At 67.5% G+C, this 16,395-nt stretch carries 19 protein-coding genes; 4 read left to right on the forward strand and 15 right to left on the reverse strand.

Going from position 1 to position 16,395, the window contains the following annotated elements:
- Position 1: 1 nt before the first annotated feature.
- From AC1DBE_RS00790 to AC1DBE_RS00805, 4 genes are all read right to left on the reverse strand, one after another.
- On the reverse strand, positions 2–922 hold the full coding sequence (locus AC1DBE_RS00790) for an NmrA family NAD(P)-binding protein (protein WP_476969314.1): 921 nt from the start codon (positions 920–922) through the stop codon (positions 2–4).
- Between the two features lie 99 nt (positions 923–1,021).
- A complete protein-coding gene (arfB, locus tag AC1DBE_RS00795; RefSeq protein WP_476969315.1) occupies positions 1,022–1,447 on the reverse strand; it encodes an alternative ribosome rescue aminoacyl-tRNA hydrolase ArfB in 426 nt (141 codons plus the stop codon).
- A gap of 59 nt (positions 1,448–1,506) precedes the next feature.
- Positions 1,507–3,177 (reverse strand): phosphodiester glycosidase family protein, encoded by a 1,671-nt coding sequence (locus AC1DBE_RS00800; protein ID WP_476969316.1) that lies wholly within the window; start codon positions 3,175–3,177, stop codon positions 1,507–1,509.
- A gap of 134 nt (positions 3,178–3,311) precedes the next feature.
- Complete coding sequence (locus AC1DBE_RS00805; RefSeq protein ID WP_476969317.1) at positions 3,312–4,955, reverse strand: metallophosphoesterase; 1,644 nt, start codon at positions 4,953–4,955, stop codon at positions 3,312–3,314.
- Between the two features lie 226 nt (positions 4,956–5,181).
- On the opposite strand from AC1DBE_RS00805, the gene AC1DBE_RS00810 reads away from it, so the two are divergent.
- A complete protein-coding gene (locus AC1DBE_RS00810) occupies positions 5,182–5,583 on the forward strand; it encodes an ArsR/SmtB family transcription factor (protein WP_476969318.1) in 402 nt (133 codons plus the stop codon).
- On the forward strand, positions 5,573–6,553 hold the full coding sequence (locus tag AC1DBE_RS00815; RefSeq protein WP_476969319.1) for a TIGR03086 family metal-binding protein: 981 nt from the start codon (positions 5,573–5,575) through the stop codon (positions 6,551–6,553). The genes AC1DBE_RS00810 and AC1DBE_RS00815 overlap by 11 nt, the downstream gene beginning before the upstream one ends.
- Before the next feature lie 129 nt (positions 6,554–6,682).
- On the opposite strand, the gene AC1DBE_RS00820 is transcribed toward AC1DBE_RS00815, so the two are convergent.
- Genes AC1DBE_RS00820 through AC1DBE_RS00830 form a run of 3 tightly spaced genes read right to left on the reverse strand, consistent with a single transcriptional unit; the run spans position 6,683 to position 7,975 of the window.
- On the reverse strand, positions 6,683–7,117 hold the full coding sequence (locus AC1DBE_RS00820) for an SRPBCC family protein (protein ID WP_476969320.1): 435 nt from the start codon (positions 7,115–7,117) through the stop codon (positions 6,683–6,685).
- Positions 7,118–7,154: 37 nt separating this feature from the next.
- Positions 7,155–7,511, reverse strand: coding sequence for a hypothetical protein (locus tag AC1DBE_RS00825; RefSeq protein ID WP_476969321.1), 357 nt, complete (start codon positions 7,509–7,511; stop codon positions 7,155–7,157).
- A gap of 44 nt (positions 7,512–7,555) precedes the next feature.
- Positions 7,556–7,975, reverse strand: coding sequence for an arsenate reductase ArsC (locus AC1DBE_RS00830; protein ID WP_476880446.1), 420 nt, complete (start codon positions 7,973–7,975; stop codon positions 7,556–7,558).
- Positions 7,976–8,209: 234 nt separating this feature from the next.
- Between AC1DBE_RS00830 and AC1DBE_RS00835 the strand changes: the two genes are divergently transcribed.
- Positions 8,210–8,725 carry a mycothiol transferase gene (locus AC1DBE_RS00835; protein WP_476880447.1) on the forward strand — a complete coding sequence of 172 codons (516 nt, stop codon included), beginning with the start codon at positions 8,210–8,212 and terminating at the stop codon, positions 8,723–8,725.
- A gap of 40 nt (positions 8,726–8,765) precedes the next feature.
- Here AC1DBE_RS00835 and ggt read toward each other — a convergent pair whose 3' ends face one another.
- From ggt to AC1DBE_RS00850, 3 genes are all read right to left on the reverse strand, one after another.
- Positions 8,766–10,592, reverse strand: a complete 1,827-nt coding sequence (gene ggt / locus AC1DBE_RS00840; protein ID WP_476969322.1) for a gamma-glutamyltransferase — start codon at positions 10,590–10,592, stop codon at positions 8,766–8,768.
- 82 nt (positions 10,593–10,674) lie between these two features.
- On the reverse strand, positions 10,675–11,160 hold the full coding sequence (locus AC1DBE_RS00845; protein WP_476878687.1) for an NUDIX hydrolase: 486 nt from the start codon (positions 11,158–11,160) through the stop codon (positions 10,675–10,677).
- Positions 11,161–11,268: 108 nt separating this feature from the next.
- Entirely contained in the window at positions 11,269–12,132 is an 864-nt protein-coding gene (locus AC1DBE_RS00850) for an NAD(P)H-binding protein (protein WP_476969323.1), read from the reverse strand.
- 101 nt (positions 12,133–12,233) lie between these two features.
- Here AC1DBE_RS00850 and AC1DBE_RS00855 point away from each other — a divergent pair, with 101 nt between their 5' ends.
- Positions 12,234–12,608: a winged helix-turn-helix transcriptional regulator gene (locus AC1DBE_RS00855; protein ID WP_476878685.1), complete on the forward strand. Its 375-nt coding sequence runs from the start codon at positions 12,234–12,236 to the stop codon at positions 12,606–12,608.
- 15 nt (positions 12,609–12,623) lie between these two features.
- On the opposite strand, the gene AC1DBE_RS00860 is transcribed toward AC1DBE_RS00855, so the two are convergent.
- The 5 genes from AC1DBE_RS00860 to AC1DBE_RS00880 form a co-directional block, all read right to left on the reverse strand.
- Positions 12,624–12,800, reverse strand: coding sequence for a DUF7340 domain-containing protein (locus AC1DBE_RS00860; protein WP_476969324.1), 177 nt, complete (start codon positions 12,798–12,800; stop codon positions 12,624–12,626).
- An 84-nt stretch (positions 12,801–12,884) separates the two neighbouring features.
- The gene (locus tag AC1DBE_RS00865; RefSeq protein ID WP_476878684.1) at positions 12,885–13,820 is read right to left on the reverse strand and encodes a hypothetical protein; all 936 of its coding nucleotides are present in this window, start codon (positions 13,818–13,820) and stop codon (positions 12,885–12,887) included.
- Positions 13,821–13,868: 48 nt separating this feature from the next.
- Entirely contained in the window at positions 13,869–14,369 is a 501-nt protein-coding gene (locus tag AC1DBE_RS00870) for an N-acetyltransferase family protein (RefSeq protein WP_476878683.1), read from the reverse strand.
- A 244-nt stretch (positions 14,370–14,613) separates the two neighbouring features.
- On the reverse strand, positions 14,614–15,657 hold the full coding sequence (locus AC1DBE_RS00875) for an NAD(P)-dependent alcohol dehydrogenase (RefSeq protein ID WP_476903419.1): 1,044 nt from the start codon (positions 15,655–15,657) through the stop codon (positions 14,614–14,616).
- Positions 15,658–16,038: 381 nt separating this feature from the next.
- Positions 16,039–16,308, reverse strand: a complete 270-nt coding sequence (locus AC1DBE_RS00880) for a hypothetical protein (RefSeq protein WP_476969325.1) — start codon at positions 16,306–16,308, stop codon at positions 16,039–16,041.
- Between the last annotated feature and the right edge of the window lie 87 nt (positions 16,309–16,395).

The following is a 16,395-nucleotide window of genomic DNA, read 5'->3' on the forward strand; positions in this document are numbered from 1 at the left end:
CTCAGCCGGCCTGCAGATGCTGCGCGAGGACATCCCGTGCCGTGGTCCACGTCCGGTCACCGTACCGGTTGTTGGCGACGTGGTGCAGCACCGCGTCGCCACTAAACATGCTGGCAAAGTACTGCATACCCTGCCATGGCGGGAACGGGTCGTCCGACGTCGGCGTGAACGCCTTCATGGCCCGGCTCATGGCCGACAGTGAACCGACAGTCCCCGCGAACATCGGCTTGAACGGGGTCCCTGTCAGCTCGGACATGGTCGCCGCCAGGGTCCGCGCGGTCACTGTGTCGCCGGCAATCTGCAGGACGCGGGGCGCGCGTTCGTCGAGGGCTGCGGCGGCGGTGTAGGCCGCGGTGTCGTCCTTGGTGGTGAAATCCAGCGCCTGGTCGGCGTCGGACCAGAAGAGCACACGGTGCCGGGCAAAGAGGATCATTGGGGCTTGCCCGGTGAGCATGTCCGTGAAGGCGCCGTTGAGGATCGACGTGGCACGGATCTCGGTGGCGTCCAGCTGCTGTGCGAAGTCCCGGCGGAGTTCCAGGTTCCGGTTGCTCCGCGGGCTGATGCGCCGGTAGTCAATGGAGTAGTCCGAGGGGATAAAACGCGGCACCCCCGCGGCGGCCGCGGCGGCCAGCAACTTGGACTGGGCGCCGACGATCACGTCGTCCGGACCGTTGATCGCGGAGACCACGCAATCGACGCCCGCGCATGCCTGCTGCAGGGCATCCGGATCGTCATAGCGGGCCTGGACCACCTGCGCACCGGCGGCTTCCACCTGCGCGATCCGGGTTGCGTCCGTACCGGGGCGGGTGAGGACCCGGACGGTGGCCCCCAGGCCGACTAGGTTCGCCAGAATCCGGCCGCCAAGGTCGCCGGTGGCACCGGCCAGGAGGACGACGCCGGAAGGGGGTGGTGTGGCGGTCATTGTTCCTACCTTGGTGCTAGTCAGTGCGCGAGCGGGTCGGCTCCACAGTACCAACGCCCCGGCGCTGCCCGTTCCGTGGCGGTCCTGTGGCCGGCCGGACTATTCGGCAACGGGCCGTCGCCGCTGGAGCTTGGTCGCCGAGCGTTGTTCCTTGGCCGCCAGCCGGCGCCGGTTCGAGCCCTTGGTGGGTTTGGTGGGCGTTCGGGGAGCCGCGCGGGGGGCGAGGGCCTCGGTGACCAGTTCCGAGAGCTTGGCGAGGGCGGTCTCCCGGTTGCGCAACTGGGACCGTTGTTCCGAAGCGGTGACCGTGAGGACGCCGCCGATGAGTCGACGTCGTCCGATCCCGGCGAGCAACACCAGCCGCTGCTCGTCCGAAAGCGCCGCCGAACGGGCCGCGTTCCAGGAGAGTTCGACGCGGCTGTCCGAGGTGTTGACGTGCTGGCCGCCCGGCCCGGACGAGCGCGAGAACCGCCAGCGAAGTTCAGCTGCGGGAATCGTGAGTGCGGGAAAAACTTCCAGGTCCATGCACCCAGCCTCGCATATCAGCCGCTTTGTCCCAGTCGGTTCGGCTCAGTCGGTACTGATCAGTCCCGGCGGCGGGGAAGAACCAGCAGTGCATCGCCGACGGCGCGTTCACCGGCGGCGTCCGACGGGGTGTTGACCACGCCGCCGCCCGCCACCATGGTGGTGGAGCCGCCGCCGTCGAGGTTAATGGCCTCGACCATGCCCAGTGACCGGGCGACGTCGGCTGCCTCCTTGATGCTGAGCCCGAGCGACGCCGTCTGGCGTCCGTCGGCGGTGACAATCAGGGTGCGCCCCTGCGCGTCGACGCCCACGATGGTGCGGGGATTCCGCTTGTGGACCCAGCCGTAATAGAAGCTGTTGCTGTCACCGCTGTGGACCATGCCGTCACGCCGGGCGGTGATGTTCTCCGTACCCCCGGAGACCAGGACCGGTCCGCCGTTCACGATGGAAGTGTCGCGGTGGGTGCGCACGCTTTTGCCTGCGGCGTCGATCAGCGTGGTCCCGACGTCGAGCCGCTGACCGATGACCGCCATAGCCTTGAGGGCGGGGACGTCCGAACCCGTGGCCTGTACCGTCCGGCCGCCGGCCGGGACGGCCGTACCGCGCGAACTGTGGACGGCGGTGACCGCCCCGTGTTTGTCCAGGACCACTTCCAGTCCCGGACCGGACGGGGTGGCGGCCCCGAACTCTTCGGTGAACGCGACCGTCTCGTCCGCGTCGGTGCAGGTGACGTCGTGGAGCGGCAGGTTGGTGGGTGAGTCGCCGGTGCCGCCGCAATTGCGGATAAGTCCGGGCACCCGGTCCAGGCCGTCCAAAGCCAGCTTGGAGCCGTCTGCCTGGGACGATACCTGGCCCCGCCAGGTCAGCCGCTGGATTGAAGCTCTGTTGGTAGTCCCGTCGAGGACAAACGAGGGCCGGTCACCAACCGGTTCGCTGAGCAGCTTGCCGCCGACGACGGCGGTCCCGGCCGGGTCTCCCGGGGCGCCGGCCTTGGGGTCCATCACGAAGTATCCGCCGTTGACCGCGGCGAGGGCGCCTTGCGCCGCGGCGAGCTGGCTTGTTGTTTCCCTGCCTTCGAGGTCCGGGCCGACGCCGGAGGCGAGCTCGCCCTTGAAGGTCTTCGGATCGATGGTCAGGACGTTCAGCTTCCACTGGCCGCGCGTGGCATGGAGGTCGTCGGTGTCCCCGTCCCACCCGGTGTAAAGCACCGAGGCGGCAAAACCTGCGGCCTTAATCCGGTCGACGGTTGCCGCGCCGTCGGTTTTGGACGCAAACGAGCCTACGCGGACACGGTAGCCGAGGTCTCCACCGGCATCGGCGAGGCGGGGGGACTGGACATGCTCAACCCGCGGCTGGAGCCCGGCATCCTGGAGTCTCCGGGCAACCGCACGGGCCGCGGCCCCATCGGAGAGTGCGCTGGCCGGCGCATCGGGGTCCGGGGACGTGGACGGGATAGCGATTTCCGCGGTCCAGAACAGGGCCGCGTCCGGAGCTCCACGGGTGATGGCGGTCCGCGTCAGGCCCGGAGCCAGGGTGGTGACGGTGCGGGCCTCGGGGAGATCCCGGGCGCCGAGGTCCAACGTCCGGGCCGCACGGCTGGTCTCTGCCGGGGCGGCCGGTGGGTTGGCGGCCGCAAACGTGGGACCGGTCGGGGCAAGCAGGGCGGCCGGAAGTCCAATGGCGACGGCGGCCAGCGCAGCCTTGCGCAGACGGTGAGGGGGAGTCATCATGCTTCGACGCTACAGTCGGCCCGGGGCGCCGGGCGCCCGGATATGGGCCCGTTTGGGCGACGTTCACCGACTGTTCACGGACAGCCGGTGCCGGGCCCCGACGACCGGCGGCGCGGACTCCGCGGGCCGGACGGCTACTGCGTCAGCTGGCAATCGTCGAACACCAGACGCCCGCCGTTGGTGGATGTCAGATCATTTGAATAGGCGGAAAGAATGACTTGGTTGGCGCTCTGCTGCTTGCGGTATGTGACCGACAGAAGCTGCCAGGAGCCCGAGCTGACGCCCGAAGCAGTCACTGTCTCGCTGACATTCTGGGGTATCACCGAGCCGGTGGGCGTCAGCTCCGTGATGCGCAGACGCGCTTTGTACTTGGCCGCGACATTGGCCGTCACGTAGCACTGGCCGCTGAGCAGCGTGGAGGCGGCAATATTCTTGACCAACCCGAAATTGAAGCCTGCCGACCCGGGTGTGGAGGCCTTGCTCGTAACCTGGCCGGCGGACGTGCCCCCACGGACCGGGTTCGGCGTGTACGTCAGTGAGGAGTACGTGTTGTTGTAGGCCGCCAACGGGGCGAGCGTGTTTTCGAAGCCGCCGTTGCTGAGCAAATTCGCGGCAGGTGTTGGCGTGGGGGTAGGCGTCGGCGTCACCGTTGGAGTCGGCGTGGGGGTAACCGTTGGAGTCGGCGTGGGTGTCACCGTTGCAGTCGGCGTGGCCGTCACGGTGGGCGTCGCCGTGCTTGTGGGGGGAGCCGTTGTTGACGGAACCCAGTTCATGCCTGCGGACGATGCGTTCGAGTACTGATCGGTGAGGAAGCCTGAGGGGTAGGACGCGTTGATTGACGTTGGGGCATAAATCGAGCTTGATATGGTCCCGGCAGCAACATCTATTTTCAGCAGCCGAACCTGGTCCTGGTAGTTGCTGTGATATGCCGTCATAATCTGGGCGATCTTATTGCCGTGCACTCCGGTGGCCTCGGAGTAGTAGCTGCTGGGGGAGGCTCCATAATGGCCGCTGACAACGAATCTGATGTTGTCATATTGTGAAATGAGCTGATTCCACATTGTCACCGCATTGGCGTCACCGTAATTGCCGGACGTGGGTCTGGCGCCCGTTTGGTCAATGTAGGCGTGGGTGCTGATGACAACATTGTGTTGCGGATGGGTGGTCACCACAGCTTTTGCCCAGTCCAATGCCGTTTGGCGTGGCCACATTTCAAGTGATAGAACCAGCCAATCCGAACCAGCGGCGGTGAATGTCTGGTACATATTGTCAATTTTGCCGGGCTCAAACACTCCGCCAACATTTCTGAAACGGCTCAATGGGAAAATCTGATTGAAAACTCTCGTGTCGCGCAAGTTTGTTCGCGTGTCACCGGGCGCCGCTGAGCCTCCGGCCATGACGGCGGCGCCGTCGTGGTTTCCGATGGAGTAGCCATACGGGATGCCCGAAGAATCCAAGATTCGGGTGGCGCGGTCGGCGCGGGTGAATTGAACCGGGTCCACGACGCCCCAATTCACAAGGTCGCCGGTGTGCTGGACGAACTTGATGTTGAGGCTGGCGGCGTTATTCGCTATCCACTGGTACCTGTCCGGCAGCAATGGATTAGTATCCGACAGGACTTCCATCTGCGTATCCGGTACTTGCACAAACGTAAATGAGTTTTCGTCCAGGGCCACCGAAGTCTGGATGAATGAAATTGACGCCGGGGCTATCAACGCGGCTACCGCGGCGAACAATATGAAAAATCGGAATCTGTAGCTTCTGGCGACCATTGTCATCCCTATTCTTCCAATTCCTCACATTAGACCACGTGCTCGCAGAAAAAGATATAGAAATGCAACTTTCGCGCCTGGTTGTAGCGGGAGAGGAAAGTCCCAATGCCCTGCTGGCTTACACCGGAATTCGGTCCTTCGGACTACGAGGGGGGAGCGGATGGGGGGTCTCTCTGCCCCCGGGCCCGGTACCTCACGGTCGGTGAGCGTCAGCGGCTTGCTCAATGCGTTAGTGACCGCTAACGTATTGACCGTGCTAGATGCCCTGGAAATCGCCGCGGAACCCAACCGGCGCCGTCTGTTGCATCTTCTGGCGCGCCAGGAACAGTCGGTGAGCCAGTTGGCCGCGGAATTCACGGTGAGCCGTTCTGCGGTGTCGCAGCACCTGCTGTTGCTGCAGCAGGCGGGCCTCGTGGCCGCACGAAAAGAAGGGCGGAACAGGTACTACCGGCTCGACTCCGAGGGCATGGCACGGCTGCGGATCCTGGTCGAGGGCTTCTGGACCCACGAGCTCGATCTGCTGGCGTCAGATGCTGCCGCCCTCGCGGCGCAACGGACCACCGGGCCCGCACCTGCCCATCCCACCCCCACCCACGTCTCCCTAATCGACGAAGGACCCTCCCATGACCTTTGACAAGACCATCCACCTGCCCGTCGACGTCGACGAAGCATTTGCCCTCATTACCGATCCGGAACGCCTCCGGCGTTGGCAGACCGTCGCCGCCCGCGTTGACCTGCGGGTGGGCGGCGAGTACCGCTGGACCGTCACCCCCGGCAACCATGCATCCGGGACGTTCACTGAAATTGAACCCGGCAAGCGCGTCGTCTTCACCTGGGGCTGGGAGGCCGGCATGGACCTGGCGCCGGGCGCCTCCACGGTAACGATCACCATGGAGCCCGACGCCGACGGCACGTCGCTGCGTTTGGTCCATGAGGGCCTCACCCCCGACCAGGCAGCGGCCCACGCCGAGGGCTGGAACCACTACCTGGACCGCCTGATCGCCGAAACGTCGTCGCCTGCGGGTGCCGGGCCCGACGAGTGGTCCGCAGCGCCGGAAGGCATCAACCCGCTGACCTCGGCCGAGGCTTCCCTGGCCGTCCTGTTGGGGGTCCTGCGGAAGCTGACTCCGGCGGATCGGGAAAAGCCCACGCCGTGCGAGGACTTCAACACCCACGAGCTGCTGGAACACCTTGCGGGGTCCCTGAAGCAGATCGGTGGTGCCCTCGGCGCCCGTCTGGGCGAGGACGTCCAAACGGCGCCCGAGGTGCGCATCGCGGCCCTCGCCCAGCCCGTGCTCGAGGCATTCACCCGGCGGGGCGTGGAAGGGACCATCGATATGGGGTTCGCTGAACTCCCGGCGACGGTGGTTGCCGGCATCGTCAACCTCGAACTGCTGGTGCACGCGTGGGATTTCGCGAAGGCCACCGGCCAGAATCTGGTCGTCTCCGACGTTGTCACTGACTACGTTGAACAACTTGCGCTGCTGACCATCTCCGAACAGGTCCGCGCCAGCGGAAGTTTCGCGACGGCGCAGCCGGTGGCGGAAACGGCCGGCAGCCTGGAGCGCCTCATCGCGTTCACCGGGCGCTCGGTCGCCGCCTGACCTCCTTCAGCACGTTCCCGGGATGTGACAACGCCCCCCGGGAGAGGCCGTGTCCGCCGACCCTCGGGGCCGGCGGACACGGCCTCTTCTTCATGGCCGGGAGTGCCGCTGCCATGCCGGGCGGCCGCGTTAGCCCTCCTCGATGACCGCTTTCAGGTTCTGCAGCTGGCTGACTTCGGCCTGCATCGTCTTGGTGATCAGCCCGTCCAGGACCTTCATCAGTCCGGAGGGCTTCAGATCCAGGATGAAGCGGACGGTGGTGCGGCCGCCGGATTCGCTCAGCACGTACTGGCCGGTGGGGCGGGCCGGGCCGGCGATGACCTTGAACTCCAGCAGGCGTCCCGGCTCGGCGCTGGTGATCTGATAGTCGCCCTGGATGGCCTTTCCGCGGGGACCGGTGAGGGTCTGGCTGTAGACGCTGCCGGGCTCGCCAGGGGCGCCGTTTTGGAGCGCGATGCTCTGCACGCCGTCCCGCCATGCCGGATTGTTCAGCCCGTCCGCCAGGTACGCGTAAACCTCTGCTGCGGGACGGTCGATGGTGATTTCATTCTCCGCGTGTGCCATGGGTTCCTCTCAATGGGCGCGGTGACCTGATGAGAGACTACCCCGCGCCGGCCTCCGGCCCGGTGTGCGCCCCGTTGGCCGGCCCGGCCTGCCATGCGCGGCGAATGGCCAGCCGCAGGGACTCCAGGTCGGGCTGCCCTGCGAGGCCGCCCGCGGTGGTATACACCCGGCACGCCATGGCGGGCGGCGTCGTCGACGGAAAGAGATCCGTTCCGTCGAGGAGGAACGACGGAGACCCGTGAAAGGACGCCGCCGCGGCGGCTGCATCCGACGTGATCTCCGTGGTGGCCAGCCCGGCGGAGCCGACGCCTTCCAGCTCGAGCGCACGGCTGAACACGGCCCGCGCCGTTTCTCCATGCGGGCAACCCGGAATCGTCAGCAGCTCAGCCTTCATACGTCCATTATGGTCCCGGGTTCCCGCGCGCCTCCCAGCGGCAGCTAGTTGCCGGGGACGAGGGACAGGATGAGGGCCTGAACGCGCTCCCTGATGTCATCTCGGATGGGCCGGACGGCGTCGACGCCCTGGCCCGCCGGGTCGGCCAGCTCCCAATCCTCGTAGCGTTTTCCCGGGAAGATCGGGCAGGTGTCGCCGCAGCCCATGGTGATCACGACGTCGGATTCCCTCACGGCGTCGGTAGTGAGGATCTTGGGGGTCTCGGCGGACATGTCGATGCCAACCTCAGCCATGGCTTCGACGGCGGCTGGATTGACCTGGTCCGCGGGCTGTGAGCCTGCGGAGCGGACCTCGATCGCCCCATCGGAGAGGGCGGCGAGGAACGCGGCGGCCATCTGCGACCGCCCGGCGTTGTGCACGCAGACGAACAGGACCGACGGTTTCGGGCTGGCGTCACTAGCCATGGGATCTCCTCGAAAAGCTGGGGATGCCGGCGGGTGGATTGCCACTGACGCCGGGCCAACCAACCGTACCGCACCCGGGGTGCCACCGTTCCGGGCCATCCAGGCTGCGGCCACAAAACTGTGGCGCACGACGGCGGTGCGGCGCTGGCCCAGATACCTTTCCGTCGGTCGGGCTGCGTGCAAGCATGGGTTCAGCGACAGAACCAGCGCCATGAACGCACCGGAGGGGACGCAATGAAAGCCAACGAAGTGCTGCTGGACGGGTTCGGCCGGGTCCACGAGGTAGTGAGGGCAACGCTGGACGGGATCGACGCCGACACTCTGGTCCGGCGGCCGGCCGGGACCGGGAACCCGATTGTCTGGCTCGTGTGGCACCTGAGCCGGGGTGAGGACGCGCAGCTCGCCGCCGCGGCCGGGCTTGAGCAGGTGTGGACGTCCCAAGGGTTCGCTGAACGATTCGACCTGCCGCTGTCCTCGGGTGACACCGGCTACGGGCACACCTCCGGGGAGGTGGACAGCGTCCGGGCCGATCCAGGGCTCTTGGGCGAGTATTACGACGCCGTCCACCGTCAGACCGCTGACTTCCTGAAGGATCTCGGCGAGGAAGACCTGGACCGCGTCATCGATAAGCGCTGGAACCCTCCGGTGACCCTTGGCGTGCGCCTGGTCAGTATGCTCGCCGACTGCCTCCAGCACGCCGGGCAGGCCATGTATGTCAAGGGCCTGGGCCCCGCCGCCTCCCGCGGCTAGGGCCGGGGCGTGGACGCCCCGGCCCGATGGCGGTCCGGCCCTAGCGCGACTGGCTAAGGACCATTGCCGAACCGCCGCCGCGCCGCACCGGCTCGGCCGCGGCGACCAGGCGGCCGCCGGGCCCGAACTCGATGGCCGTTGCCGCGCCAATCTCGGCGGCCGACGTAAAGGCGTCCCCGGACGGGGTGAACTGGTGCCCGTACGGGGTCAGCTCGCCGCCGTAGGCGGAGATGAAGCCGGGCTCGGCGGTGACCTTGGTGGTGTTCCGCTGAGCGGCGCGAGGAGCCGCGATGGCCTCCGAAATGGTCATGCCCAGGTCTACCCGGTTGAGGATGGTCTGCAGGACCGTGGTGATGATCGTTGATCCGCCGGGCGAGCCGAGCGCCAGGAACGGATCCCCGTCCTTGAGGATGATGGTGGGCGCCATCGAGGAGCGGGGCCGCTTCCCGGGTTCGATCCGGTTCGGATCCTTCGCGTCGTAGACGGTGGAGAAGTCAGTCATTTCGTTGTTGAGCAGGAACCCGCGGCCGGGCACCACCATGCCGGAACCGCCGGTCTGTTCGATGGTGAGGGTGTACTCGGCCACGTTGCCCCACTTGTCCGCCACGGTCAGGTTGGTGGTCGAAATGTTTTCGGTGTCCTTCTCGTCCGCGGCCGGGACGCTCGTCGCCGGGCACACGCCGTCGTACGCGCTCACATCGCCCGGGGCCACGGGCTTGTCGGCGGCGTGCCTCGGGTCAATCCGGCACGCCCGCTCCTTGCCGAACACCGGATCGGTGAGGGCCGCCGTCGGGACCTTCACCTTCGCGGGGTCACCCACGTACTTGCCGCGGTCGGCGAACGCCAAGGCGCTTGCCTCGAGGTAGTGGTGGAGGGCTCCGGCCTGGGTCATCCCGCCGAGGTTGGACGGATTCAGGATGTTCAGCGCCTCGCCGACAGTGGTGCCGCCGCTGCTGGACGGCGCCATGCCAAAGACGTCCAGTCCGCGGTAGTTCACGTGCGTCGGATCCTGGTCCAGCGCGCGGTAGGCCGCGAGGTCCGCCGTCGTTATGTATCCGGGCGGAACGGGAAGCGTGGTGTCCCGGGATTTCTTCGGTGACTGCACGGTGGCCGCAATGTCGGCGGCGAGGGATCCGCGGTAGAACCCGGGCGTTCCCTGCTTTGCGAGCAGCCGGTACGTGGCGGCAAGGTCATGGTTCTGGAACACGCTGCCGACGGCGGGAGCGTCCCCGCCGGGGAGGAAAAGGGCGCGGGTCGCGGGGAAAGCGGCGAAGCGGGCCTTGTTGTCGAGGGTCTGCTGCCGGAAGGTCTTGTCGACGACGAATCCGCGGGTGGCTACCTTGATCGCTGGGCGCAGCGCATCACCCAGGCTGAGGCTTCCCCAGCGGCCGAGGACCCGCTCCCAGGTGGCGGGCGTCCCGGGCACTCCGACGGCGACGCCGCTGGTGACCAGTTCCGGGGTGAACCGGTAGGGCTGGCCTGTGGCGGGGTAGATGAAGGCGTCGTGGGGCATTGCGGTCGGTGCCGTTTCACGTCCGTCAACGGTGCCGACCTTGCCGGTTTTCGCGTCGTAGTAGACGAAGTAGCCGCCCCCGCCGATCCCGGCGCTGTAGGGCTCGGTCACCCCAAGGGTGGCCGCCGCGGCCACGGCGGCGTCTGCGGCGTTGCCGCCCTTGCGGAGCACCTCGATGGCCGCGGCCGACGCCTCGGGATCCACGGTGCTCACGGCGCCACCGTACCCCGTGGCCGTGGCGGTCTTCCCGGTTTCGCGGGGCGACGCCGACGCGGGACCCGCGACGGCGCCGCCGGCCACCCCCAGTGCCAGTGCGGTTGTGAGGGCGGACAATCGGCGTCCAACATGTTGCATGGGTGCTCCCGGGGTCGGTCATGTGAGCTGACAATGTCTGTCACACTACTTGGGCGCCTTGTGACACTTCAATGGAACGCTGTCACAAAGGCGGGGATCCCGTGATCTCCAAGTGCCGCAGGAGTGCATCCAGAAGCGGCTGTTGTCCCCGGACCAGCTTGATCCTCGCTTCCGGCACGCTGAACCAGGCGGCGTCGTCGATTTCCGGGAAGCTGCGCACGTTCCCTGATCCCTTGGGCCACTCCAGCGGGAAGGTGTTACTGGCAATCCGCGCCGGGTGGAAATCGGTCTCTGCCGCGAAGACCGTAACGACTTTTCCGGAGGCCTGACGGAAGCTGCCCAGCGGGAAATACTCCGCGTCGGGCGGCGGCGTGCCGATTTCCTCGGTGAACTCCCGCCGGGCGGCCGCCAGTGCGTCTTCGTCCGCAGTGAAGATGCCCTTCGGAATGGACCAGGCAGCGGCGTCCTTGCGGGCCCAGAAGGGTCCGCCCATATGGGCGATCCAGACTTCCAGCGGGGAGCCGGGAGCACGGCGGTACAGCAGCAGCCCTGCGCTTTGAACGCTCATGGCGCCTCCCTTCCGCGGCCCGCTCCGGACCATCGTCGGCCGCCAACCGCGCGATGGCAAGCCGAGCCGGCGACGGAGGGGTGCCGGGCCGGCACCCCTCCCGGAGGCCTACAGGGCCGAGACGGCCGCGCCGACGGCCGCAGGCATGGCGGTGGTTGGCCGGCCGATCAGCTGGCTCAGGGCCGTGCTGCTGACGTGGAGATCACCGCGGGCAATGCCCAGGTCCGAATCCGCGAGGATTCCGGCGAAGTCCGACGGCACGCCGAATCCGGCAAGCAGGGCAGCGTAGTCGTCCGCGGGCAGGTTGTTGTACGTGACGGGCTGCCCGCTCGCCGCTGCGATCTCGGCGGCCAGTTCGGCCATGGAGAAGGCCGAGTCGCCGCCGAGTTCGTAGACCTTTCCGGCCTGGCCGTCTGCCAGGAGCGCGGCGGCGGCCGCCTCGGCATAGTCCGCGCGGGCCGCGGCGCTGACCGTGCCCTCCCCGGCGCTGCCGGCAAAGGCGCCCTGTGCGAGGGTGCCCTGAAGCTGCTCGGTGTAGTTCTCCAGGTACCAGCCGTTGCGCAGGAGGACGTAGGGGAGTCCGGAGGCTGCCAGCAGTTCCTCGGTGGCCTGGTGTTCGGCGGCCAGCTTCATGCCCGTGGTGTCGGCGTTGGCGATGCTGGTGTAGGCAAGGAGTTCGACGCCCTCGGCTGCCGCGGCGTCGATCACAGCGCGGTGCTGCTCCACGCGCTGGCCGACGGCGCTGCCGGAAATCAGCAGCACCTTCGTGGCGCCCTTCAGCGCCTCGGCGACCGTGGCGGCGTCGTCGTAGTCCATGGTTTTGACCTGGACGCCGCGGCCGGCGAGGTCGGCCAGCCGCTCGGTAGCGCGGCCGGCGGCGACAATCTGTCCGGCGGGGACGCCGCGCTCCAGCAGGGATTCGATGACGAGGCGGCCCAGCTGTCCGGTGGCGCCGGTAACGACGATGCTCATGGGGAGGTCCTTTCACGTGGTTGATCTTCCGGAATGCACAACCACCCTGCCTGCGCTAAACTTCCCAACAGAGAGTACGCACTTTAAAGTAAGGCACCAACGTGACCGTAAGTTTTGACTCCCCGCAGGCCCCTGCGGCCGCCGGCGGGGCGGTCTTCCCCGCCAACTGCCCCAGCCGGACCCTCCTGGACCACGTGACCAGCAAGTGGGGCGTCCTGATCCTGGTGGCACTCGCGGACGGCCAGCAGCGCTGGAGCGAGCTGCGCCGCAGGGCCGAGGGCGTCAGTGAAAAGATGCTGGCCCAGACGCTCAAAACCCTGGAACGCGACGGACTGGTGCACCGCGAAGCCCGGCCGACCATACCGCCGCGGGTGGACTACAGCCTGACGCCACGGGGCCGGGAACTCACCGGCCACCTGATGCCCCTCTTTGGCTGGGTGCAGGAGAACGCCGAGGAGATCATCGGCGGCAGGTAGCCCCAAGCCCGGCTGTCACCAGTTCCGGGGGTCATACTTCCCGCAGGCCTGGCTGCTGCACTGCCGGGCATCAACCTGCCAGTCGGGCTGGCCGGCGGTGGACACGCGGTCGTCCCTCCATGTCGGCACCACCCTCGCACCGCAGTCCGGACACGGCGGCTCCATGTGCGCGCGGCGTTGCGCCTTGTTCATATGTCCCCCCAAGAACGTCGAAACAGTCCTCCAAATCTAGCCATATTTCCATCGAAGTTACAAATACCGGACGAGTGAAAATGCCTAGGACAGTCCGGCCCAGCCCAGCACCCGCAGCGCCCGCAGCGTGTTCCAGCGGCTCGCACGGCCGTCGCCCGCGTCCAGGGGGAAGTGGGTTCGTCCCGGATGGGTGTTCTCCAGGGGCCAGGTGCCGTCGGGTTGCCGTTTCGACCGGACCGCGTCGAGGGCTTCCGCCATCCGGCTGTCCGGGACCCGGCCCGCGGCCCGGAAGTAATCCAGGCCGCGCAAGGCGTCGTAGCGCCAGCGGGTCGGGTAGGAGAACTGCAGCCATGCCGGATTGATCAGCGCGCCGGTGCTTTTGCGGCGCAGCAGGCCGCGTTCGAGCAGGTACTCCTCCCCGCGCTGCCGGGCCGCCGCCACCCCGGGGGCACCTCCGCCGGCCTTGGTGTACTCGAGCAACCCCTCCAGGACGTTGATGGTGGTGTCGAACGAGGAACGGACGGAGCCCCGTTCCGCCTCACAGTTCCAGCCCCCGTCGTCGAGCTGCTCATCGAGGAGCCGGGCCACGATGCCGTCGACGTCGTGGCCGAAGTAGGACCCCAAAGCTACCGCCATGCCGTTGATGCACGGCTCAACTTCGCCATCGAAGAAGGGCTGCCCAGCTTCCTCCCAGCGACTGAGCCTGTGGACGCGGCCGACGGCGGCACGGGCAGGCCCGCTCGAAGGGTCGAGCCCGAAGTCCCGAAGCAGCAAAAGACTGTACGTGGTGGCGGTCCAGGGCTGGCCTGGTTCGGAATTGTCGTACGGGTCCGGAAAGTACGTGCCGCCGTCCCATTGCCCGTCCGCGCCCTGCAGGGCGAGCAGGCGGGCACCCCAGCCCTCAGCGTGGATCCGGGCGCGCTCGGCGGAGTAGACCTCCTCCGGGGCGGCGGCCAGGTCGCGCTGGACCTGCCAGCGGAGGGCGGGGTCGGAATCGAGCAGCCAGTCTAGGACGTCCATCCGGCCAAGCTAGCACCGGCGTCGGCAGGCGGGCAGGGGGCGCCGGACCTAACCGTCGTCGTCGGCCGTCCGGCGGAAGTCCCGGGAGAGATAAAGGGCCAGCGCCGCCGAGTTGCCGCTGTCCACCGTGACCGCGACCCGCTCCCGGCCCAGGCTGTGGAGCGTGTACAGGCAATGGCCCAGCAATTCCTCGGCAAGGCCCTGGCGGCGGTGGTCCGGGTGGGTGAAGAGCTCGGCGATGACGGTGTCCCAGTCGCCTGCCGTCCCGGGCGCGGGCTCTGTCACGATAATGGCGGCCGCGAGCTGGCCGTCGGGTCCGGCTTTGACGGCGGAGGCCTCCGCAACGTGACGGCCCTGCGCCCCGCCGAGCAGCGCATCGATCCAGCCGACCGCCCGGTCCGCCGGCTGCGGCAGGCTGTCCGCGTAGGAGTCTTTGTACATTTCGGCCAGCTCCGGGAGGTCGGAGGCGCGGATCGGGCGGATGGCCGTCCCGGGGCGCCCGCCGTCGCTGGGTCCGGTGGCTGCGGTCAGGATGATCAAGGGATTCACGGCGGCCCTGCTCTCTCTTGCAACGACGACGCCACGGGGCGTCCCTTCCAGCGTGCTCCCGTTGTGTTGCGGCAGCGTTTCCGGACGGTGATATTCAGGCGTCGGGAAAGCCAGTGAAAGGGTTAACGGTTGCTGGCCATGTGGGGTTCCCGGCGGGGGCGCCGGGCACACAAAAGCCCGGTGCCGCGGCGAATCCGCGGCACCGGGCCTTAGGTGCGATCTCAGTCCACGCCGGGAGTACCGGCTAGACGAGGGTCGCGGTGTCAATGACGAAGCGGTAGCGCACATCCGAGGCAAGGACGCGCTCGTAGGCCTCGTTAATCTTCTCGGCCGGGATGACCTCGATCTCGGCGCCGAGGTGGTGCTCGGCGCAGAAGTCCAGCATCTCCTGGGTCTGGCGGATGCCGCCGATCATTGAGCCGGCGAAGGAACGCCGGCCGCCGATCAGGGCGAACGCGTTGACCGGCAGCGGCTCGGCCGGGGCGCCCACGTTGACCAGGGTGCCGTCCAGACTCAGCAGCTGGAGGTAGGAGCTGATGTCGATCGAGGCGCTGACCGTGTTGATGATGAGGTCGAAGCTGCCGGCGAGCTCGCTGAAGGTGTTCTCGTCGCTGGTGGCGTAGTAGTGGTCCGCGCCCAGCTTCAGGCCGTCCTCCTGCTTCTTCAGGGACTGCGAGAGCACGGTGACCTCGGCGCCCATGGCGTGGGCGATCTTGACGGCCATGTGTCCGAGGCCGCCCAGGCCGACAACCGCGACCTTCTTGCCGGGGCCGGCGTTCCAGTGGCGCAGCGGCGAGTAGGTGGTGATGCCGGCGCACAGCAGGGGCGCTGCGACGTCGAGCTCGATGCCCTCCGGGATCCTGACGACGAAGTCTTCGGTTACGACGACGTGGGTGGAGTAACCGCCCTGGGTGATGGTGCCGTCGCGGTCCACGGCGCCATAGGTGCCGGTGTTGCCCTTGAGGCAGTACTGCTCCTCGCCGGCCTGGCAGTTGACGCACTCGCCGCAGGAGTTCACCATGCAGCCGACGCCGACGCGGTCGCCCACGGCGTGCTTGGTGACGGCGGAGCCGACTTCGGTCACAATGCCGGCGATCTCGTGGCCGGGAGCCAGCGGGTAGGACTGCGGTCCCCAGTCGCCGCGGACCGTGTGGATGTCTGAGTGGCAGATGCCCGCGAACTTGATCTCGATCAGGACGTCGTTCGGGCCGACGTCCCGGCGCTGGATTTTGGTGGGGACGAGGTCCTCAGTGGCGGACGGGGCAGCGTAAGAGTTTACGGTAAGCATTTTTCTCCAGTATGAGTCGTTGAGAGTTGGGGTCGTGGGGGAGAGGGATGGTCGGGGCGGACGGGCACCTCGGGTGCCCCTGCGACCCGCCGCCGGGCGGCCGGGTCGCGGATCGTCCGCCGCCACAGTAGTGGCCAACACCCCGCGGAGCCGGTTTGTTCCGCCGGGAGCGACCACTTTTCCAGGCTGGGCTAATTTCAGGTCGGTGCCCGGTGGCGGGAAAAGTTGGTCGCGTGGATGCCCATGCTTCAAGCCAACCGCATTGCAACGCAGTGTGGGAGTCACTGCTGATGCATGTACCGGCAGGGCACCCCTGGACCTGACTGGAGCTACTGCCGGGGCCGGACGTCTGCTGAGCCGGGCGTTACTGCTCCGCAGCCGTTACTGCTCCGCCAGGCCGGGGCGGACCCGGACGAACTCGATCTTGTTGCCGGAGTCGACCCGCTTCTTCGGCGCCCGGGAGAAACCCTTGGCGTCCAGGTGGTTTTGCGCCCGGAACTCCTCGAGCGCCTGGTCATAGGCCGCGTTCAGCTGGCGTCCGGTGAATTCCTCGGAGGACCCGTCGGCGAAGGTGATGGTGACGGGGCTGCTGGCCGGGAAGTGCCGGTTCATCCGGACGAACCCCTCGGCATCCTGCTGGAGATTGATCATTGCGTTTCCACCTTCATGATTGGGAACTTCCAGTCTTCCGTAGTTTCCGTGCTGCCGTGGCCTCGGCGGTGCGGTCCGGGGGTGCGG

This window comes from Arthrobacter sp. 10T416, assembly GCF_056394165.1.

What these genes read in the sequence shown, in the direction of transcription:
- AC1DBE_RS00880 (WP_476969325.1), bottom strand. Translation starts at nt 16,308, where the DNA reads ATGATCAATCTCCAGCAGGATGCCGAGGGGTTCGTCCGGATGAACCGG.
- AC1DBE_RS00820 (WP_476969320.1), bottom strand. Translation starts at nt 7,117, where the DNA reads ATGGCACACGCGGAGAATGAAATCACCATCGACCGTCCCGCAGCAGAG.
- AC1DBE_RS00875 (WP_476903419.1), bottom strand. Translation starts at nt 15,657, where the DNA reads ATGCTTACCGTAAACTCTTACGCTGCCCCGTCCGCCACTGAGGACCTC.
- AC1DBE_RS00805 (WP_476969317.1), bottom strand. Translation starts at nt 4,955, where the DNA reads ATGACAATGGTCGCCAGAAGCTACAGATTCCGATTTTTCATATTGTTC.
- AC1DBE_RS00845 (WP_476878687.1), bottom strand. Translation starts at nt 11,160, where the DNA reads ATGAGCGTTCAAAGCGCAGGGCTGCTGCTGTACCGCCGTGCTCCCGGC.
- AC1DBE_RS00800 (WP_476969316.1), bottom strand. Translation starts at nt 3,177, where the DNA reads ATGATGACTCCCCCTCACCGTCTGCGCAAGGCTGCGCTGGCCGCCGTC.
- AC1DBE_RS00790 (WP_476969314.1), bottom strand. Translation starts at nt 922, where the DNA reads ATGACCGCCACACCACCCCCTTCCGGCGTCGTCCTCCTGGCCGGTGCC.
- AC1DBE_RS00835 (WP_476880447.1), top strand. Translation starts at nt 8,210, where the DNA reads ATGAAAGCCAACGAAGTGCTGCTGGACGGGTTCGGCCGGGTCCACGAG.
- AC1DBE_RS00850 (WP_476969323.1), bottom strand. Translation starts at nt 12,132, where the DNA reads ATGAGCATCGTCGTTACCGGCGCCACCGGACAGCTGGGCCGCCTCGTC.
- AC1DBE_RS00830 (WP_476880446.1), bottom strand. Translation starts at nt 7,975, where the DNA reads ATGGCTAGTGACGCCAGCCCGAAACCGTCGGTCCTGTTCGTCTGCGTG.
- AC1DBE_RS00825 (WP_476969321.1), bottom strand. Translation starts at nt 7,511, where the DNA reads ATGAAGGCTGAGCTGCTGACGATTCCGGGTTGCCCGCATGGAGAAACG.
- ggt (WP_476969322.1), bottom strand. Translation starts at nt 10,592, where the DNA reads ATGCAACATGTTGGACGCCGATTGTCCGCCCTCACAACCGCACTGGCA.
- arfB (WP_476969315.1), bottom strand. Translation starts at nt 1,447, where the DNA reads ATGGACCTGGAAGTTTTTCCCGCACTCACGATTCCCGCAGCTGAACTT.
- AC1DBE_RS00865 (WP_476878684.1), bottom strand. Translation starts at nt 13,820, where the DNA reads ATGGACGTCCTAGACTGGCTGCTCGATTCCGACCCCGCCCTCCGCTGG.
- AC1DBE_RS00860 (WP_476969324.1), bottom strand. Translation starts at nt 12,800, where the DNA reads ATGAACAAGGCGCAACGCCGCGCGCACATGGAGCCGCCGTGTCCGGAC.
- AC1DBE_RS00815 (WP_476969319.1), top strand. Translation starts at nt 5,573, where the DNA reads ATGACCTTTGACAAGACCATCCACCTGCCCGTCGACGTCGACGAAGCA.